This window comes from Bacteroides sp. BFG-606 (assembly GCF_024788145.1).
In the GTDB taxonomy this organism is placed as follows: domain Bacteria; phylum Bacteroidota; class Bacteroidia; order Bacteroidales; family Bacteroidaceae; genus Bacteroides; species Bacteroides vicugnae.
The window spans coordinates 2,822,626-2,841,707 of record NZ_JANUIL010000001.1 but is presented as its reverse complement, the minus strand read 5'-3'; the positions used below and the strand labels follow the sequence as shown (position 1 = coordinate 2,841,707).

Annotated in this window: 16 protein-coding genes and 1 pseudogene; 13 read left to right on the top strand and 4 right to left on the bottom strand. The window is 41.8% G+C overall.

Annotated features, from left to right (window positions below):
- Positions 1–34: 34 nt before the first annotated feature.
- The 3 genes and pseudogenes from NXV01_RS10035 to NXV01_RS10025 all read left to right on the top strand — a co-directional run bounded on the left by NXV01_RS10035 (position 35) and on the right by NXV01_RS10025 (position 5,458).
- Entirely contained in the window at positions 35–925 is an 891-nt protein-coding gene (locus tag NXV01_RS10035) for a YitT family protein (RefSeq protein ID WP_074560295.1), read from the top strand.
- A 72-nt stretch (positions 926–997) separates the two neighbouring features.
- Positions 998–4,340, top strand: a pseudogene (locus tag NXV01_RS10030) (glycoside hydrolase family 2 TIM barrel-domain containing protein).
- A 29-nt stretch (positions 4,341–4,369) separates the two neighbouring features.
- Complete coding sequence (locus NXV01_RS10025) at positions 4,370–5,458, top strand: phosphotransferase enzyme family protein (protein ID WP_074560289.1); 1,089 nt, start codon at positions 4,370–4,372, stop codon at positions 5,456–5,458.
- Positions 5,459–5,615: 157 nt separating this feature from the next.
- Here NXV01_RS10025 and NXV01_RS10020 read toward each other — a convergent pair whose 3' ends face one another.
- The 3 genes from NXV01_RS10020 to truA all read right to left on the bottom strand — a co-directional run bounded on the left by NXV01_RS10020 (position 5,616) and on the right by truA (position 8,052).
- Positions 5,616–6,281 carry a DUF3256 family protein gene (locus tag NXV01_RS10020; RefSeq protein ID WP_074560287.1) on the bottom strand — a complete coding sequence of 222 codons (666 nt, stop codon included), beginning with the start codon at positions 6,279–6,281 and terminating at the stop codon, positions 5,616–5,618.
- 44 nt (positions 6,282–6,325) lie between these two features.
- Entirely contained in the window at positions 6,326–7,228 is a 903-nt protein-coding gene (locus tag NXV01_RS10015; protein ID WP_004301754.1) for a DMT family transporter, read from the bottom strand.
- 68 nt (positions 7,229–7,296) lie between these two features.
- Positions 7,297–8,052 (bottom strand): tRNA pseudouridine(38-40) synthase TruA, encoded by a 756-nt coding sequence (gene truA, locus NXV01_RS10010; protein ID WP_234131881.1) that lies wholly within the window; start codon positions 8,050–8,052, stop codon positions 7,297–7,299.
- A 129-nt stretch (positions 8,053–8,181) separates the two neighbouring features.
- On the opposite strand from truA, the gene NXV01_RS10005 reads away from it, so the two are divergent.
- From NXV01_RS10005 to NXV01_RS09995, 3 genes are all read left to right on the top strand, one after another.
- Complete coding sequence (locus NXV01_RS10005; RefSeq protein ID WP_148364320.1) at positions 8,182–8,679, top strand: hypothetical protein; 498 nt, start codon at positions 8,182–8,184, stop codon at positions 8,677–8,679.
- A 20-nt stretch (positions 8,680–8,699) separates the two neighbouring features.
- Positions 8,700–10,352 (top strand): flotillin family protein, encoded by a 1,653-nt coding sequence (locus NXV01_RS10000; protein ID WP_148364319.1) that lies wholly within the window; start codon positions 8,700–8,702, stop codon positions 10,350–10,352.
- A gap of 161 nt (positions 10,353–10,513) precedes the next feature.
- Positions 10,514–11,644: an ATP-binding protein gene (locus NXV01_RS09995; protein ID WP_148364318.1), complete on the top strand. Its 1,131-nt coding sequence runs from the start codon at positions 10,514–10,516 to the stop codon at positions 11,642–11,644.
- A gap of 378 nt (positions 11,645–12,022) precedes the next feature.
- On the opposite strand, the gene NXV01_RS09990 is transcribed toward NXV01_RS09995, so the two are convergent.
- On the bottom strand, positions 12,023–12,460 hold the full coding sequence (locus NXV01_RS09990; RefSeq protein WP_074560274.1) for a DUF6078 family protein: 438 nt from the start codon (positions 12,458–12,460) through the stop codon (positions 12,023–12,025).
- 194 nt (positions 12,461–12,654) lie between these two features.
- Here NXV01_RS09990 and NXV01_RS09985 point away from each other — a divergent pair, with 194 nt between their 5' ends.
- From NXV01_RS09985 to NXV01_RS09955, 7 genes are all read left to right on the top strand, one after another.
- Positions 12,655–13,515 (top strand): hypothetical protein, encoded by an 861-nt coding sequence (locus tag NXV01_RS09985; protein ID WP_099147379.1) that lies wholly within the window; start codon positions 12,655–12,657, stop codon positions 13,513–13,515.
- 85 nt (positions 13,516–13,600) lie between these two features.
- On the top strand, positions 13,601–14,278 hold the full coding sequence (locus NXV01_RS09980; RefSeq protein WP_004301742.1) for a DUF5715 family protein: 678 nt from the start codon (positions 13,601–13,603) through the stop codon (positions 14,276–14,278).
- A 101-nt stretch (positions 14,279–14,379) separates the two neighbouring features.
- On the top strand, positions 14,380–15,372 hold the full coding sequence (locus NXV01_RS09975) for a PhoH family protein (RefSeq protein WP_148364315.1): 993 nt from the start codon (positions 14,380–14,382) through the stop codon (positions 15,370–15,372).
- Between the two features lie 86 nt (positions 15,373–15,458).
- A complete protein-coding gene (locus tag NXV01_RS09970) occupies positions 15,459–16,403 on the top strand; it encodes a phosphoribosylaminoimidazolesuccinocarboxamide synthase (protein ID WP_074560066.1) in 945 nt (314 codons plus the stop codon).
- Between the two features lie 162 nt (positions 16,404–16,565).
- Positions 16,566–17,303, top strand: a complete 738-nt coding sequence (gene ubiE, locus NXV01_RS09965; RefSeq protein WP_148364314.1) for a bifunctional demethylmenaquinone methyltransferase/2-methoxy-6-polyprenyl-1,4-benzoquinol methylase UbiE — start codon at positions 16,566–16,568, stop codon at positions 17,301–17,303.
- A 42-nt stretch (positions 17,304–17,345) separates the two neighbouring features.
- Positions 17,346–18,092 carry a shikimate dehydrogenase gene (locus NXV01_RS09960; RefSeq protein WP_004304542.1) on the top strand — a complete coding sequence of 249 codons (747 nt, stop codon included), beginning with the start codon at positions 17,346–17,348 and terminating at the stop codon, positions 18,090–18,092.
- A gap of 18 nt (positions 18,093–18,110) precedes the next feature.
- Complete coding sequence (locus NXV01_RS09955; RefSeq protein ID WP_167511723.1) at positions 18,111–19,061, top strand: alpha/beta hydrolase; 951 nt, start codon at positions 18,111–18,113, stop codon at positions 19,059–19,061.
- Positions 19,062–19,082: the final 21 nt, after the last annotated feature.

Below are 19,082 nucleotides of genomic sequence, written 5' to 3'. Positions count from 1 at the left end.
TTTGAACATTTTATAGATTATCATTATCACGTTTATGAAAACAGCTATTCCAAAGCCTTCTAAGCAAAGCATTATCCGTGAAGCCAGAGATTATGTAATGATTGCCATCGGCATGATTTTGTATGGTATCGGTTGGACCGTTTTTCTGTTGCCTAACGATATCACCACCGGGGGAGTACCGGGTATTGCTTCTATCGTATATTGGGCCACAGGTTTTCCGGTACAATATACGTACTTCAGCATCAACCTCTTCTTGCTGTTACTGGCACTCAAGTTGCTGGGACTAAAGTTTTGCATCAAAACTATTTTCGGTGTATTTACTCTCACCTTCTTTCTGTCCGTCATTCAAAAACTGACGGCAGGTTTCGGTCTTCTCCACGACCAGCCTTTTATGGCATGTGTCATCGGAGCATCCTTCTGTGGAGGCGGCATAGGTGTTGCCTTTTCGGCCAATGGAAGTACGGGAGGTACAGATATTATTGCAGCCATCATCAACAAATACCGGGACATCACATTAGGAAGAGTCGTGCTTATCTGCGATATGATTATCATTTCTTCCAGTTATTTTGTCTTAAAAGACTGGGAAAAAGTGGTGTATGGGTTTGTAACTCTTTATATTTGTAGTTTCGTTCTCGACCAGGTAGTGAATAGCGCCCGCCAATCCGTACAGTTCTTTATCATATCTAACAAATATGAAGAAATAGGACGGCATATTAACGAATATCCACACCGGGGAGTGACGATTATCAATGCAACCGGCTTTTATACAGGACGAGAAGTAAAGATGATGTTTGTATTAGCCAAGAAAAGGGAATCGCCTATCATCTTCCGGTTGATAAAAGACATAGACCCGAATGCATTTGTATCGCAAAGTGCTGTCATCGGAGTGTATGGAGAAGGATTCGATCATATCAAAGTAAAATAAAAAAGAAATGAAAAACCAATATTGAGATACATGAAATTTCGACCAACCCCCAATTTATTAACAGGCATTTTCATGGGAATATTTTCCCTGACAACACTTAGTACAATGGCTGAGAAAGCCGTGAAACCTTATTGGCAGGACGTGCAGGTAGTTGAAGTCAACAAAGAGTATCCACGTACTTCTTTTATGACATACAACAATCGCGCTGATGCTTTGAGTGGCAAGTTCGAACGAAGCAAGTATTACCGCTTGTTGAACGGAACCTGGAAATTCTACTTCGTAGACTCTTATAAAAAGCTTCCCGACAACATTACCGATCCGAACACCAATACAGATTCGTGGGATGATATTCAGGTGCCCGGAAACTGGGAAGTACAAGGACACGGAATAGCCATCTACACCAATCATGGTTATGAATTCAAACCTCGGAACCCGCAACCTCCTACTCTTCCCGAAGCCAATCCGGTAGGAGTTTATCGCCGGGACATCGATATTCCGGCAGACTGGGACGGGCGGGATATCTACTTGCATCTGGCAGGAGCTAAGTCCGGCGTATATGTATATATCAACGGACAAGAAGTAGGATATAGTGAAGATTCCAAAAATCCGGCAGAATTTCTTATCAACAACTATGTGAAGCCCGGAAAGAACGTACTTACAGTTAAAATCTTCCGTTGGAGCACCGGTTCATATCTTGAATGTCAGGACTTCTGGCGTATGAGTGGTATTGAACGCGATGTTTTTCTGTATTCACAGCCTAAAGCCGCTCTCAAAGATTTCCGAATTAAGTCTACGCTGGACGACAGTTACAAAAATGGAATCTTCGGTTTAAATGTCGATTTGAGAAATCATGAAAAGGCTGCAACTAATCTTACATTAGTTTATGAACTATTGGATGCACAAGGAAAAGTTGTAGCTACTGAAGAGAAGACAGCCTATATTCCATCGAACGAAGTGCGTACACTTTCTTTCGATAAGAATCTGACAGATGTCAGCACATGGACTTCCGAACATCCGAATCTATACAAACTGTTGATGACAGTAAAAGAGGATGGCAAAGTCAATGAAATCATTCCTTTCAATGTAGGATTCCGCCGGATTGAGATCAAGCCTATCGAACAGAAAGCTGCTAACGGAAAACCATATGTCTGCTTATTCATCAACGGTCAGCCTCTGAAACTGAAAGGGGTAAATATCCACGAACATAATCCGTCAACAGGTCATTATGTAACAGAGGATTTAATGCGCCGTGACTTCGAACTTATGAAGCAGCATAACTTAAACAGTGTACGCCTTTGCCACTATCCGCAAGACCGCCGTTTCTATGAGCTTTGTGATGAATACGGACTTTATGTATATGATGAAGCCAATGTGGAAAGCCACGGAATGTATTATGATCTCCGGAAAGGCGGTTCACTGGGAAACAATCCCGAATGGCTGAAACCACACATGGATCGCACCATCAATATGTTTGAACGTAATAAGAACTACCCGAGCGTTACATTCTGGTCGCTGGGAAATGAAGCCGGAAACGGATATAATTTCTATCAGACTTATCTGTGGGTGAAAGAGGCAGACAAAGACCTGATGAATCGTCCGGTCAACTATGAACGTGCTCAATGGGAATGGAATTCCGATATGTATGTTCCGCAATATCCGGGTGCCGACTGGCTGGAAAATATCGGAAAGAATGGTAGTGACCGTCCTGTAGCCCCTTCCGAGTACGCACATGCCATGGGAAACTCCACCGGAAATCTGTGGGGACAATGGCAGGCAATTTACAAATATCCGAATCTCCAAGGCGGATATATCTGGGACTGGGTAGACCAGGGCCTTCTCCAAAAAAGATAAAAATGGAAGAGAATACTGGGCTTACGGAGGTGACTTCGGGGTAGACGCACCGAGCGATGGTAACTTCCTCTGCAACGGTCTTGTCAATCCGGATCGTGGTCCGCATCCGGCAATGGCTGAAGTGAAATATGTACATCAGAATGTAGGTTTTGAAGCAGTAGATGCCGCAGCCGGTATATTCAAAATCACCAACCGTTTCTATTTCACTAACCTGAAAAAGTATCAGATTCACTACCATATACTCGCTAACGGGAAGACAATAAAAGGTGGAAAAGTATCTTTGGATATTGCTCCGCAAGCCTCTAAAGAGTTCACCGTACCGGTAAATAGTCTGAAAGCCCAACCGGGAACAGAATATTTTGTCAACTTCAGTGTAACAACCACAGAGCCTGAACCGCTGATTCCAACCGGATATGAAATTGCATACGACCAGTTCCAACTTCCTATTCAAGCAGAGAAGAGTATTTATAAAGCAAACGGTCCGGCATTGAAAACAACAACCCAAGGAGATGAATTAATCGTTTCTTCCTCCAAAGTAAACTTTGTATTCAACAAGAATAGCGGATTAGTAACCTCGTATAAAGTAGACGGTACTGAATATTTCAAAGACGGATTTGGTATTCAGCCTAACTTCTGGCGTGCTCCTAATGATAATGATTATGGTAACAGCGCTCCTAAACGCTTGCAGGTATGGAAGCAATCAAGCAAAAACTTCCGCATAACGGATGCTACCATGACAACAGAGGATAGAGCAGTTTCTTTAAATGTGACCTACTTATTGGCTGCCGGCAACTTGTATGTCGTCACTTACAAAATCTATCCGAACGGAATAGTCAACGTAAATGCCAAGTTCACATCAACGGATATGCAGCCTACAGAAACAGAAGTTTCCGAAGCTACCCGCATGGCTACATTTACCCCCGGAAGTGATGCTGCCCGCAAGGCTGCCTCCAAATTGGAAGTCCCCCGTATCGGGGTGCGTTTCCGCTTGCCGGCACAGATGAATAATGTACAATACTTTGGCCGTGGCCCGGAAGAGAATTATATCGACCGCAATCACGGAACGCTCGTTGGCGTATATAAGACAACAGCGGATCAAATGTACTTCAACTATGTGCGTCCACAGGAAAACGGACATCACACAGATACCCGTTGGATCGCCTTATCTCCTAATAAAGGAAACGGTCTGGTTTTGGTAGCGGACAGTCTTATCGGATTCAATGCCTTGCGCAACTCTATCGAAGACTTTGACTCTGAAGAAGCTCTGCCCCACCCTTACCAATGGAATAACTTCAGCCCGGAAGAGGTTGCCAATCACGATGAAAACGCTGCCCGCAACGTATTACGTAGAATGCATCATGTCAACGACATCACTCCCAGAGATTTCGTTGAAGTTTGTGTGGATATGAAGCAACAAGGAGTAGGCGGATATGACAGTTGGGGCGCTCGCCCGGAACCTTTCCACCAAATCCCGGCTAACCGTGATTACCAGTGGGGCTTCACATTAGTGCCCGTTCGCTCGGCTAACCAGGCCAACGAAGCTGCTAAATATGATTATCGATAACCTTTGTATAAATTTTTAAAAAAAAAAACATGAAAGATTTATCTAGCATCGTAGCTAAATTTAAAGTCCAAGGTACGATAGAAGAAATCAAACCTTTGGGTGCAGGACTTATCAACGACACTTATAAAGTAAATACCAAAGAAGCAGATGCTCCCGACTATGTTTTGCAACGCATCAATCATGCCATTTTCCAGAATGTAGAAATGCTTCAATCCAATATTACTGCTGTTACCAATCACATTCGCAAGAAACTGACGGAAGCCGGAGAATCGGATATAGACCGCAAGGTGTTGAGTTTCCTCGAAACAGAAGAAGGTAAAACATACTGGTTCGACGGTGACAGCTATTGGCGTGTGATGGTATTCATCCCACGTGCAAAAACGTATGAGACGGTGAATCCCGAATATTCCAACTATGCAGGAGAAGCCTTCGGCAGCTTCCAGGCTATGTTGGCCGATATTCCAGAAACATTGGGTGAAACCATACCCGATTTCCACAACATGGAGTTCCGCCTCAAACAACTACGTGAAGCCGTTGCAAAGGATGCTGCCGGACGGGTATCAGAAGTGAAGTACTATTTGGATGAAATAGAGAAACGCGCAGATGAAATGTGTAAAGCTGAACGTTTATATCGTGAAGGAAAACTTCCCAAACGCGTTTGCCACTGCGATACGAAAGTGAATAACATGATGTTCGACGAGGATGGTAAAGTGCTTTGTGTCATCGACCTGGATACGGTAATGCCTAGCTTTATATTCTCCGATTATGGTGACTTCCTACGTACAGGTGCCAACACAGGTGATGAAGACGACAAAGACCTTGATCGTGTAAACTTCAATATGGAAATATTCAAAGCATTTACCAAGGGTTATCTGAAAGGAGCTAAATCATTCCTGACGCAGATCGAGATTGAAAATCTTCCTTATGCGGCTGCTTTATTCCCATACATGCAGTGCGTACGATTCCTGGCAGATTATATCAACGGAGATACTTATTATAAAATCAAATATCCGGAACACAACCTCGTTCGCACCAAAGCACAATTCAAATTACTTCAAAGTGTGGAAGCAAACACACCGGAAATGACAGCGTTCATCAACGAATGCTTGTTAAATTGAGAATTAAAAATTGAGAAATAGGGATTATTCAATAATCCCGCTGATTAAAAATATCAAAAAGGCAACTAACTCGTAAAGAATTAGTTGCCTTATATTTTTTTATTTTGAGAATATCCAGAGATAGCCACAGCGCAGCTTATTTCTCAATTTTTAATTCTCAATTCTCAATTCTCAATTTAACAAATGCTCCATTTTTCCAATGGTAGACTACAGGGCGGCGGAGAAACGGTTTCAGTTTCTCTGCTGTTTCTTTTGACATATAGTCGGGGGTTGTTAACGTAAGTGTCAGTTCCGTATTTTCTTTATTAAAATCGGCTTTCATCAATAGCATATCTGCCGAACGACGTGCTTCATCAAACTTATAAACTCCTATTGAATCAGGAGCATTCAGAAAATCATCCATCAAGGGCAAGGTAATAAAGAGAGATGTAGTAAGCGGTTTCCAGTCGTCCGTATAGAAACGGATGCTGCTATCACAAGCAGGAGCACAAACAGTAGAGACTGTACAGATTACGTTCGTTGAATCATTTAGTGCCAACACTTTCATCTGCCAGGTAGATTGAGCTGACATTTGCATACGGATATAGTCTTTACCAAGATCAGTCATCTCCGACTTCTTGCCGAAACGGTTTTCCACTTGCGCTTTCATCTTACTTTCCAGAAAGTCTATACAATCTTCACGATTCACTTTTGTAAGCAAGGGACTTAAAGAATCCGGCATATTCACAAACAAAGTTTTGGCTTCTTGCGCCTGAAGAGCAGTCGAAACAAAAAGTCCGACAGCAGAGAAGAATATAGTGATAACAAGTTTATTTATTTTCATATCTGTCTTATTTAACCTATGACAAACAGTCTTGTGTTACTGTTTTAACTTTTAGACCCCAAATATAAGAATATCATTCCGATTAACACCAGTATAAGGTCAATCGCTTTGCTTTTTAAATTCTTTTCACGGAAGAAAAGCGCACCGAAAGTGAAAGAAACAACCACACTTCCCCGACGCACCATCGAAACGATAGAAATCATCGAATCGTCGTAACTTAATGCGTAAAAGTAAACAAAATCGGCAGCAGAAAGGAAAATGGAAATCAGGATAATCGTCCAATCCCAGCGGAACGGAGTAGTGGACTTTCTTTTAGGCCACCAAAGCAACAGCAGGATAGGACACATGATAAACACCTGATAAACATTATACCAAGATTGCACCAGCATCGGATTCAGAGACTTCATCAGATATTTATCATACAAACCGCTGATAGCACCTGTAATGGCAGCCAGTACAATAAAAAAGATCCATTTGTTATGCTTAAAATCAATTCCTTCTTTCTTTCCCGAACGGCTCAACATAAAGAAAGAGGCAATGGCCAGCATCACGCCAATCCATTGATAGAGATTCAATCGTTCACCAAATACCAGCATAGCTCCCACGAGCACCATCACCGGACGGGTGGCATTGATAGGTCCCACAATGGTTATGGGTAAATGCTTCATTCCGAAATATCCGAATATCCACGAAGACAATACGATGAACGACTTGATGATAATATATTTATGCTGTTCCCAACCAGCAACGGGAACATTGAATATCGTTCCTCCCAACAAATCCGGTTGATAAACGGATATCAGGATAAACGGTAGAAAGATGAGACTGGAAAAAAATGTATTTAGAAACAAGACAGGAAGTACTGCATTATCTTTCAACGATTTCTTCTTGAATACATCATAAAAGCCCAGCAAAGTAGCCGATAGGAATGCTAATAATAACCACATAAGATGATTTACGATTTGACGATTTACTATTTACGATTGAAATTTCCTAAATGATAAGATGCTATTGGTCAGGTAGATTCAAATATATTTTCCGGATACTCCACATTGACTAAAAACAGGGCTTGCCCCGGAGCAGATGTCCCGGCTTTGCAACGGTCCTGCTGTTCTATAATCCGCCGGAAACCTTCAACAGTCAGTTTCCCGCGTCCCACTTCAATGAGTGTGCCTACGATGGCTCGCACCATATTCCGCAGAAAACGGTCGGCACGAATCGTAAATACCCAGGTAGCATCTTCTTCTTGCGTCCATTCGGCATGGGTGATATGACAAATATTGGTCTTTACATCCGTATGAAGTTTACTGAAACTCGTAAAATCGTTGTACTCGAAAAGGATACGTGCAGCTTCGTTCATGCGTTCATAATTCAACTGGTTATAAAGCCGCCAGCGATATTGCCTGTTAAAAGGATATTTCGATGTCGTCACATAATATTTATAAGTTCGCGCAGTCGCATCAAAGCGGGCATGGGCATCCGGCCGAACCCGGCAAACACGATAAATGGAAATATCGGGAGGCAGCAGACGATTTAATTTATCAGTAACAGAAGTAGTATCCAACGGTTCATCGGAATCAAAATGAGCAACCATCAGAGAGGCATGCACTCCCGCATCCGTCCGGCCTGCTCCTATTACTTCAATTTCGCGACGCAGAAAGGTAGACAATGCTTTCATCAGACATTCCTGCACACTAATCCCATTCGGTTGAATCTGCCAACCGTGATAGTTGGTTCCGTCATAAGCCAAATAAATAAAATACCTTTGCACGCTAATTCCTCTCTTTTAGGGTTTTCGCGCGCAAAAGTAGTCATTTTATCTCATTTATCTTTGTATAATTCGCATAAACCTGTATATTTGGAGAACAAAATAATCATGATTCACTAATACCTCACAATTATGAGTAGTACCATTTTCCTTATTATTGCCCTTGTGACAACAGGAATATTTGTAATCCAATTCGTTCTATCCATCTTTTTCGGAGACATAGATGCCGATGTAGACGTGGATGCTGACATCAGCAGCGTAGTTTCTTTTAAAGGACTAACTCATTTTGGAATCGGATTCGGTTGGTACATGTATTTAGCGGGAAACACTGAAATTCAAAGTTATGTCATCGGTATTCTGGTGGGTCTTTTCTTTGTTCTGGCTGTGTGGTTTCTCTATAAGAAAGCTTATCAACTGCAACAAGTGAATCATTCTGAACAGACAGATCAACTTGTAGGACGGGAATGTACCATCTACTTCAAGCAAAGTGACAGCAAATATACAGTACAGACAAGCCGGGACGGAGCAATGCGCGAAGTAGACGTCATCTCCGAATCCGGAAAAGCATATCAGACGGGTGACAGAACAATCATCACCCGTTATAAAGACGGAACGCTATTCATTCAATAACTATTCAAATACACAATTCTATGACACAAGAAATGTTGATTATGGCTGCTATATTAGTGGCAGTCATCCTACTCACTTTTATTGGTATCCTTTCTCGTTACCGCAAATGTAAGAGTGATGAAGTCCTCGTTGTATATGGTAAAACAGGAGGAGATAAGAAGTCAGCGAAGCTATATCACGGTGGTGCAGCTTTCGTATGGCCGATTATCCAGGGATATGAATTCCTTTCCATGAAACCCATGCAGATTGAATGCAAACTGACGGGTGCACTGTCTGCTCAGAATATCCGTGTGGACGTGCCGACTACCATTACTGTAGCTATCAGCACTGATCCCGAAGTAATGCAAAATGCTGCTGAACGTATGCTGGGTTTGACGATGGACGACAAACAGAATTTAATTACCGATGTCGTATATGGTCAGATGCGTATGGTGATCGCCGATATGACTATCGAAGAATTAAATTCAGACCGCGATAAGTTTCTGGCTAAAGTAAAAGACAACATCGATACTGAACTTCGCAAGTTCGGTTTGTACCTGATGAACATCAATATCAGTGACATTCGCGATGCTGCCAACTACATTGTCAACTTAGGTAAGGAAGCTGAAAGTAAGGCTCTGAACGAAGCACAAGCTAACATCGAAGAACAGGAAAAGCTGGGTGCTATCAAAATTGCCAATCAGATTAAGGAACGCGAAACCAAAGTTGCAGAAACGCGTAAAGATCAAGATATCGCCATCGCAGAAACGAAGAAACAACAGGAAATCTCGGTTGCCAATGCAGATAAGGACAGAATTTCTCAAGTAGCCATCGCCAATGCGGAAAAAGAATCACAAGTAGCAAAAGCTGAAGCTGAAAAGAACATCCGTATCGAACAGGCGAATACCGAAAAGGAAAGCCGTGTTGCCGAACTTAACTCGGATATGGAAATCAAGCAGGCGGAAGCTGCCAAGAAAGCTGCCATCGGACGAAATGACGCACAGAAAGAGGTGGCTCTGTCAAATTCAGAACTGGCCGTGACGCAAGCTAATGCCGACAAGCAAGCCGGTGAAGCTGCCGCCAGATCGGAAGCTGCCGTACAAACTGCACGTGAAATTGCCCAGAAGGAGGTAGAAGAAGCCAAAGCACGTAAAGTGGAATCTTCATTGAAAGCTGAAAAGATCGTTCCTGCGGAAATCGCCAGACAGGAAGCTATCCTACAGGCTAACGCCATTGCCGAAAAGATTACTCGTGAGGCAGAAGCACGCGCAAAAGCTACTTTGGCACAAGCGGAAGCAGAAGCAAAAGCCATCCAGATGAAACTGGAAGCAGAAGCGGAAGGTAAGAAACGTTCATTACTTGCTGAAGCGGAAGGTTTCGAAGCAATGGTAAGAGCAGCCGAATCGAACCCGGCCATCGCTATCCAATACAAGATGGTAGACCAATGGAAGGAAATCGCCGGCGAACAGGTAAAGGCATTCGAGCACATGAACTTAGGAAATATCACGGTATTCGACGGAGGAAACGGTGGCACAAGCAATTTCCTGAATACATTAGTAAAGACAGTAGCTCCGAGCCTTGGTATATTGGACAAGCTTCCTATCGGTGAAACAGTGAAAGGCATTATCAATCCGGACAGTAAAACGGAGGAAGAGCCTGCAACGAAAGCTGAAGAGAAGAAGGATAAGAAATAATCCTGCTCCGACAAATAATAGTGCGCTGATGAAAGAAAATGATTGTTCTTTCATCAGCGCACTATTTATATACACATAAACAAAAAAAGTCTTTGAATATTCCCCAATTATTACGTTCTTTGTATTACATAAAATATGTAACATAAAAGATATAATAAGATATGAAACCATATAATCCATTCCTTGTGTACGGTTACAACAGTCCGGAATACTTTTGTGACCGGGAAAAAGAAACTGATAAAATGATTTCAGCGTTACAAAACGGGCGGAATCTGACATTAATATCTCCTCGGCGTATGGGAAAGACGGGACTCATCAAAAATGTATTCTACCGGATGAAACAGGAAAAGAATCCGAATACCGCCTATTTCTACATGGATATCTATCCCACACGCGACTTAAAGGCATTCATACAATTGCTTGCTCAAAATGTTCTCGGAGAATTGGATACCCTGTCCCAAAATATACTCAGGCAAATGACCGCTTTCTTCAAATCTTGCCGCCCCATAATCAGTACTGACGAAAGAAGCGGTATGCCTACCGTAACTCTGGACTTTGCCCCTGCTCATGCCGAACAGACACTAAAAGAAGTGCTCGACTATATGGCAGCTTCAAAAAAACATTGTTACCTTGCCATTGATGAGTTTCAACAGATTACAGAATATCCGGAAAAAGGTGTAGAAGCATTGCTCCGTTCTCATATCCAATTCATGCCGAATGTACACTTTATCTTTTCCGGAAGTAAAAAACATGTAATGGAAGAAATGTTCAGTTCTGCAAAACGACCTTTTTATCAAAGTACCCAGATTATTGTATTAAAGGAGATTCCATTGGAGAATTATTATTCATTCGCACACTCATTCTTTGCCAAAGAAAAAAGAGAGCTACCGTTAGAAACATTCTCCTACTTATACCAACTTGAAAACGGACACACCTGGTACATTCAAAGCATACTCAACCGATTGTATGAGAAGAAAATCAACCCTATTGATAACCGACTGGTAGATAGCTGTATAAACGACATTTTAGATGAACAGGAAACCATATACCAAAGTAACCTGACACTACTAACCAACAATCAAGTGGATCTATTGAAAGCTATTGCCACAGAAGGCTGTATAAAAAGTATAAATGCCAATGACTTTATCAAAAGGCATCATCTAAAAACGCCCAGCAGCGTTAACGTGGCACTGAAGTCCTTACTAAATAAAGAACTGATATATAATACACCAGATGGTTATATTGTCTATGACCGTTTTTTCGGAAAATGGCTGAAAGACACAGTGATCTAACCACACTAGAAATGATTTGGCAATTTCATTTCTCATATTCTCATAATATTTGATTAATAACCTACTAATCAACAATATATAATATGAGAAATACTTTTCAATAAGGTATTTCTCATATTATTTTGCCTGAAAAGTCGTAAATAAACGGTATTTCTCATACTTATCATCATGCATTTCTCATACCGAAACTGATATTCAATAAACGGAAGTATATACCTTCTTTTTACTTTCATCACAGACTTCCTTTGTCCCATATATTGTGGGAAGAGATTCCCTAGCTGGAGGGAAAAGATTCCCCCATTTTGTGGGAAAGTATTCCCACAATATATGAGAATACTTTCCCACAATATATGGGACTATCGGAACTAATAGATATCCTTAACCTAGATCATAGTATTCTATGTATTCGTCAAATTGAGGTGATCCGGCAACGCCCCTCTTGCGGAAAAGTCCTTGTATATATTCCTGCTCCTTCGGCTTTATCAATCGCTCTTTGTTGCAGCAACGGTAATAAACAGTCTTGCCGAAATAGGAAATCATCTGCCGTTTAATAATGTTGGCATCAGCAAGGGGCACACGATCCAATATATGTTTCATTCCCCGTGCAAAAAGCAAAGGCTTTTCATCAATAAAGTAAGTGCAGTCTCCGCCATCGGAAGCGATATGTTCGGGATTGATAACCGTTACAGCAGCCCGTTCTTTCGGCATTCGGAGAGTTACTTGTCGACGCAGACATTTGTCTGCACGCAAACAATGTCCATTCAAGCAATGAGCGAAGCTGACGGGCATAGAATTGTAATCGAAATCTGTTTTCATGTGTGTTATGTTTAGTGGGAAAACAACCTATTCTTTTGATAAGCAGTCACAAATGTATGAAAATTGCTTGATGGCAGGAAATAAATATAACATTTAATTAATTATATTGATTAAATCCATATATTTGTCTCCAACATCAACACAGGAACTTATACAACTATATCTCTCCTGCTAAACTATAAAACAGAATAATCATGAAGACAAAACATTTACTTGGAGCGCTACTGTCATTTCTTTGTACCATTTTCCTTTTTAGTTGTGGCAATGACGATGAAAAAAGAATATATCCTTTATCTTTCGAAAAAGAATATTATGAACGACCCTTGCTAGGAGCAGCCAATATTATGATTAGAGGCGGCAACAGAGACTACACTGTAACTGTCGAAAAAACTGAAATTTTAAGTATAGATGTAGATTTGTCCAGTTCAATAGGAATGGGGAGTTTAAAAATCTATCCTAAAAAGAAAGGAGAAACAAAAGTAAGCGTAAAAGACAACATCACCAACGAAACTGTCGATTTAAAAATTAAAATTACAGACGTATATCTGGCGTATTCAATAAAAGAAAGCAATCATCCGGCACTTTCCAATGGTACTGCGATCTATCTGATCAACAATGAAGCAAAAGACTGTTATTTCTTCCGTTATATTTACGCTCAACACGAACTATCCCCTACTCCGATAGCCAAAGGAACATACGATTTTTCAGTCAAATTAGAAAATGGCTCCGGTAACTCATCACCTACACATGCCATACCTTATTTAACATTAAATTATGCGTCCGATGAACAAGGAAATTTCACAGATGCATCAATCCCTCCCACCCTTCACAAATTAAGATTTGAACTATTTGATGGAGTTACAAACGCAAATGCTGTTGTCAATCTTATACAAAGATATTTAAAGGTAGATTGGGAGCAACTTATTAACAATGCTCCTACTAGAAGTGACTATTTGATCATACCATCGCTGAAGACAACAATAGATAACACGGATTATACCATTATAGGCACTCTTGATACCCGTCCGGAAATACCGGAAAATATTTTAGAGTGACCCATAAAAGATATGAGGCGGAAAATAATGCAAAGCATAGAACGTATGAAAAAATAGCGTATATTTGCGGGCAAAAAAATACAAAATGACTACTTACAAGCTTCGTATATTACCGCTATTTTTACTTGTCATTGGGCTTACAACGCTTACTTCAAGCTGCAAAAAGAAAGACATGTCACTGAAATTGAACAAGCCGCACAACATTCGTGGCGTTGTCAGTTACAAACGTTCTTTCCCTGATTTGAACGATGCACATCTGGAAGTCGCTAAAAAGATAGGTATCAGCCCGCTGGCAGACCGAGAAGAAGCGGAAGCAATGAAAGAAAAGTTGACTCATATCACTGACAATGAATTTTATGCAGTGGATTCATTGACACATTCCATTCCCTACCTCGTTCCACGTGCCAGCGCATTGCTCGATACAATCGGCTCCAACTTTCTCGATTCATTGGCTGCCAAAGGTCTGAATCCCAATCAGGTAATCATCACCTCCGTACTACGTACTGAAAACGATGTGAAACGTCTCCGCCGTCGCAATGGAAATGCCTCCGCCAACTCGGCACATTGTTTCGGGGCTACTTTTGATGTTAGTTGGAAACGTTTTAAGAAAGTGGAAGATAAAGACGGTCGCCCTATGCAGGACGTGAGTGCCGACACACTGAAGCTTGTTCTATCCGAAGTTTTAAGAGATCTACGACAAGCTGAAAAATGCTATATCAAATACGAACTGAAGCAAGGTTGTTTCCATATTACTGCCCGATGAACGGAAGATGAATGTAAATTGCAGTAAAATTCACCTCTAAACAATCAGAGAATCCAAAACGTTTCATTAAATTTGCAGAAATTTTTCTTTAATACGATTGAATGATAGAGAAACTGATTGTTCTTGAGGATATTGATCCGGTTATTTTTTACGGCGTAAACAACGCCAACATACAGTTAATTAAAGCTTTATATCCAAAGCTACGCATAGTTGCCCGAGGCAATGTCATCAAAGTGCTGGGCGACGAGGAAGAAATGTGTGCCTTCGAAGAAAATATCACCAAACTTGAAAAGTACTGCGCCCAATATAATTCACTGAAAGAAGAAGTTATCATTGACATTATAAAAGGAAATGCGCCGCAAACGGAACAGACAGGAAACGTGATTGTGTTCAGCGTCACGGGAAAACCTATCATCCCCCGAAGCGAAAACCAGTTGAAACTGGTAGAAGGATTCGCCAAGAATGATATGGTATTCGCCATCGGTCCGGCAGGTTCGGGAAAGACATACACCGCTATCGCTCTCGCCGTACGTGCATTGAAGAATAAAGAAATCAAAAAAATCATCCTTAGCCGCCCCGCCGTAGAAGCCGGAGAAAAGCTCGGTTTCCTGCCCGGCGACATGAAAGATAAGATCGACCCATACCTGCAACCTTTATACGATGCCCTGCAAGATATGATACCTGCTGCCAAGTTAAAGGAATACATGGAATTGAACATTATCCAGATTGCCCCGTTAGCCTTTATGCGCGGACGCACGCTGAATGATGCGGTCGTCATTTTGGATGAAGCCCAGAATACCACCACACAGCAAATCAAAATGTTCCTCACCCGCATGGGTATGAACACCAAAATGATTGTGACGGGAGACATGACACAGATTGACCTTCCCGCTTCACAAACGTCAGGATTGGTGCAAGCTCTCCGCATCTTGAAGGGAGTGAAAGGTATCAGTTTTGTTGAACTGAATAAAAAGGATATCGTACGCCATAAACTGGTGGAACGTATCGTGGATGCTTACGAAAAATTCGACAAAGAAGCGAAAGCCGAACGTAATGGTTCACCACAGAGGACACAGAGTACACAGAGGATTTAATCCTGATATTTCAATAAATTCTCTGTGTACTCCGTGTCCTCTGTGGTGAAATTAAAGAAAGAAGCATAATTTTAATATATATCATTATGAATGCATTAACAAAAACAGATTTCAACTTTCCGGGACAGAAAAGCGTGTACCACGGAAAAGTGCGCGATGTGTACAACATCAACGGCGAAAAACTCGTCATGGTAGCAACCGACCGTATTTCGGCCTTTGACGTAGTACTTCCTGAAGGTATTCCTTACAAAGGACAAATGCTGAACCAGATTGCAGCTAAATTCCTCGATGCCACTACTGACATCTGTCCGAACTGGAAAATAGCTACTCCGGACCCAATGGTAACGGTAGGTGTATTGTGTGAAGGTTTTCCGGTAGAAATGATTGTACGCGGTTATCTGTGTGGAAGCGCATGGCGTACTTACAAAAGCGGTGTACGCGAAATTTGTGGCGTGAAGTTGCCGGACGGAATGCGCGAAAACCAGAAATTCCCGGAACCCATCATTACTCCGACTACGAAAGCTGAAATGGGATTGCACGACGAAGACATCTCTAAGGAGGAAATCCTGAAACAAGGACTGGCTACTCCGGAAGAGTATGAAATTCTCGAAAAATATACATTAGCCCTTTTCAAACGTGGTACTGAAATCGCAGCAGAGCGCGGACTAATCCTCGTAGATACAAAATACGAATTCGGTAAACACAACGGTACTATCTACCTGATGGACGAAATCCACACTCCGGATTCAAGCCGCTATTTCTACTCTGAAGGTTATCAGGAACGTTTCGAAAAAGGCGAACCGCAGAAACAACTTTCTAAAGAATTCGTTCGTGAATGGTTGATGGAAAACGGTTTTCAGGGCAAAGACGGTCAGAAAGTACCGGAAATGACTCCGGCTATCGTACAAAGCATCAGTGACCGTTACATCGAATTGTTCGAAAACATCACCGGTGAGAAATTTGTGAAAGAAGATACTAGCAATATCGCTGAACGTATATTCAAAAACGTCGAAACTTTTTTGAATAGCTGATAAGCGATAAATGACAGATAATAAATGATAGTTGATAGATGATAAATGATAGTTAATATGCAGCTTATCGCATATAACTATTGACTCTGTCATCTTACAACTATCATTTATCAACTATCTTCTTCAACTATCAACTATCATTTATCAACTATCAACTAAAAAATGGATTACCCGCAACAACATATCAAGCCTTACGACGAAGAAGGGAAAAAGACCGAGCAAGTGGAACGTATGTTCGACAATATCGCACATGCCTACGACAAGTTGAACCATACCTTATCTTTAGGTATCGACCGCAGCTGGCGCAGAAAAGCTATTGCCTGGTTACGCCCTTTCCAACCGCAGCGAATGATGGATGTAGCGACCGGCACAGGGGATTTTGCTATCCTCGCCTGCCGCAAACTGCAACCTGCCGAACTGATCGGCACGGACATCTCGGAAGGTATGATGAATGTGGGACGTGAAAAAGTAAAAAAGGAAGGACTGTCGGATAAAATATCTTTTGCCCGAGAGGACTGTACTTCACTCTCTTTTGCCGACAATAATTTTGACGCTATCACTGTAGCTTTCGGTATCCGCAACTTCGAAGATCTCGACAAAGGGCTCTCCGAAATGTGCCGCGTACTGAAACCGGGCGGCCATCTTGTAATTCTGGAACTAACCACTCCGGACCGTTTCCCGATGAAACAACTGTTTTCCATCTACTCTAAAGTCGTCATTCCATTATTGGGCAAGCTTCTCTCCAAAGACAACAGTGCCTACCACTATCTGCCGGACACGATCAAAGTATTTCCTCAAGGGGAAGTTATGAAAGGAGTCATCGCACGAGCCGGATTTAGCGAAGTCAACTTCAAACGGCTGACTTTTGGCATTTGCACTCTTTATACCGCGACAAAATAGCACCAAATCATTATGAATGATTAATTTAATCCTGATTGCATTATGGAAAAATATGGTTTAATCGGCTACCCTCTGCGACATTCATTTTCTATCGGATACTTTAATGAGAAATTCAAATCCGAAGGTATCAATGCAGAGTATGTGAATTTCGAAATTCCCAGCATTAATAACTTCATGGAAGTTATCGAAGAGAATCCCAATTTATGCGGGCTTAATGTGACTATCCCCTACAAAGAACAAGTGATTCCTTTTTTGGATGAACTCGACCGTGATACCGCAAAGATAGGTGCAGTGAATGTCATTAAAATCATCCGCCAGCAGAAAGGAAAAGTCAAACTGGTTGGCTACAACTCCGACATCATCGGATTCACTCAATCCATTCAGCCTTTATTGCAGCCTCACCACCAAAAAGCTTTGATTCTGGGTACCGGCGGAGCTTCCAAAGCCGTCTACCATGGGCTGAAAAACTTGGGTATTGAAAGTATATTCGTATCACGAACCCACAAAGCCGATGATATGCTGACTTATGAGGAACTGACTCCCGAAATCATGGCAGAATATACAATCATCGTCAACTGTACTCCCGTAGGAATGTTTCCCAAGGTAGATTTCTGTCCTAATATTCCTTATGAGCTACTGACTCCAAACCATTTGCTCTACGATTTGTTATATAATCCTAATGTTACGCTGTTCATGAAAAAAGGAGAAGCACAAGGGGCTGTCGTTAAAAACGGTCTGGAAATGTTGCTGCTCCAGGCATTTGCCGCATGGGAGATATGGCATAAATAAGGATTAGAAAGAATTTTTATGAGGAGAAAAGTTGTATATAGCATCATTATTATCATGCTGGCATTGACCGGCTGCACCATCGGAGGAAGTTTTTATATGTTAAACTTTTCATTGACTCCGAATGCCAAGATTTTGTCTAAAGATGCCGACTCTTATCCCTTCATGTATAGAGACTACCCTTTCCTACGTCCATGGGTGGACAGCCTGAAACAAGTGGACGCACTGAAAGACACTTTCATCATCAATCCGCATGGAATACAACTTCATGCGTATTATGTTGCTGCTCCCCAGCCCACCAGTAAGACAGCAGTCATTGTACATGGATATACAGATAATGCTATCCGTATGTTTATGATTGGTTATCTATATAATCGAGATTTAGGATATAACATATTACTTCCCGACCTGCAACATCAGGGAGAAAGTGAAGGTCCGGCCATCCAGATGGGATGGAAAGACCGTTGGGACGTATTGCAATGGATGAACATTGCCAATGAAATTTTCGGAGACAGTACGCAAATGGTTGTACACGGCATTTCAATGGGAGGTGCGACAACCATGATGGTGTCCGGTGAGAAACAGAAGCCATTTGTTAAATGCTTTGTTGAGGATTGCGGCTACACCAGCGTATGGGACGAATTCTCACATGAACTTAAAGCCAGTTTCCACCTTCCTCCTTTTCCACTAATGTATACTACAAGCTGGCTCTGCGAAAAGAAATATGGATGGAATTTCAAAGAGGCATCCTCACTGAAACAAGTAGCTAAGTCACAACTTCCGATGCTGTTTATTCACGGGGATAAAGATACGTATGTACCCACCTGGATGGCATATTCGCTCTACGAAGCCAAACCGGAACCCAAAGAACTATGGATTGTGCCGGGAGCGGCTCATGCTGTTTCATACAAAGAGAATAAACAGGAGTACACCGACCGAGTCCGTGCATTCGTCGGGCGATACATTCATTAAACCTATTATAACAACGAGTTG

Bases quoted from the DNA above. Each gene is read 5' to 3' on its own strand.
- ubiE (WP_148364314.1), top strand. From the start codon at position 16,566: ATGGATTACCCGCAACAACATATCAAGCCTTACGACGAAGAAGGGAAA.
- NXV01_RS09975 (WP_148364315.1), top strand. From the start codon at position 14,380: ATGATAGAGAAACTGATTGTTCTTGAGGATATTGATCCGGTTATTTTT.
- NXV01_RS10035 (WP_074560295.1), top strand. From the start codon at position 35: ATGAAAACAGCTATTCCAAAGCCTTCTAAGCAAAGCATTATCCGTGAA.
- NXV01_RS09990 (WP_074560274.1), bottom strand. From the start codon at position 12,460: ATGAAAACAGATTTCGATTACAATTCTATGCCCGTCAGCTTCGCTCAT.
- NXV01_RS09985 (WP_099147379.1), top strand. From the start codon at position 12,655: ATGAAGACAAAACATTTACTTGGAGCGCTACTGTCATTTCTTTGTACC.
- NXV01_RS09980 (WP_004301742.1), top strand. From the start codon at position 13,601: ATGACTACTTACAAGCTTCGTATATTACCGCTATTTTTACTTGTCATT.
- NXV01_RS09995 (WP_148364318.1), top strand. From the start codon at position 10,514: ATGAAACCATATAATCCATTCCTTGTGTACGGTTACAACAGTCCGGAA.
- NXV01_RS09970 (WP_074560066.1), top strand. From the start codon at position 15,459: ATGAATGCATTAACAAAAACAGATTTCAACTTTCCGGGACAGAAAAGC.
- NXV01_RS10020 (WP_074560287.1), bottom strand. From the start codon at position 6,281: ATGAAAATAAATAAACTTGTTATCACTATATTCTTCTCTGCTGTCGGA.
- NXV01_RS10015 (WP_004301754.1), bottom strand. From the start codon at position 7,228: ATGTGGTTATTATTAGCATTCCTATCGGCTACTTTGCTGGGCTTTTAT.
- NXV01_RS10000 (WP_148364319.1), top strand. From the start codon at position 8,700: ATGACACAAGAAATGTTGATTATGGCTGCTATATTAGTGGCAGTCATC.
- NXV01_RS09960 (WP_004304542.1), top strand. From the start codon at position 17,346: ATGGAAAAATATGGTTTAATCGGCTACCCTCTGCGACATTCATTTTCT.
- NXV01_RS10005 (WP_148364320.1), top strand. From the start codon at position 8,182: ATGAGTAGTACCATTTTCCTTATTATTGCCCTTGTGACAACAGGAATA.
- NXV01_RS10025 (WP_074560289.1), top strand. From the start codon at position 4,370: ATGAAAGATTTATCTAGCATCGTAGCTAAATTTAAAGTCCAAGGTACG.
- NXV01_RS09955 (WP_167511723.1), top strand. From the start codon at position 18,111: ATGAGGAGAAAAGTTGTATATAGCATCATTATTATCATGCTGGCATTG.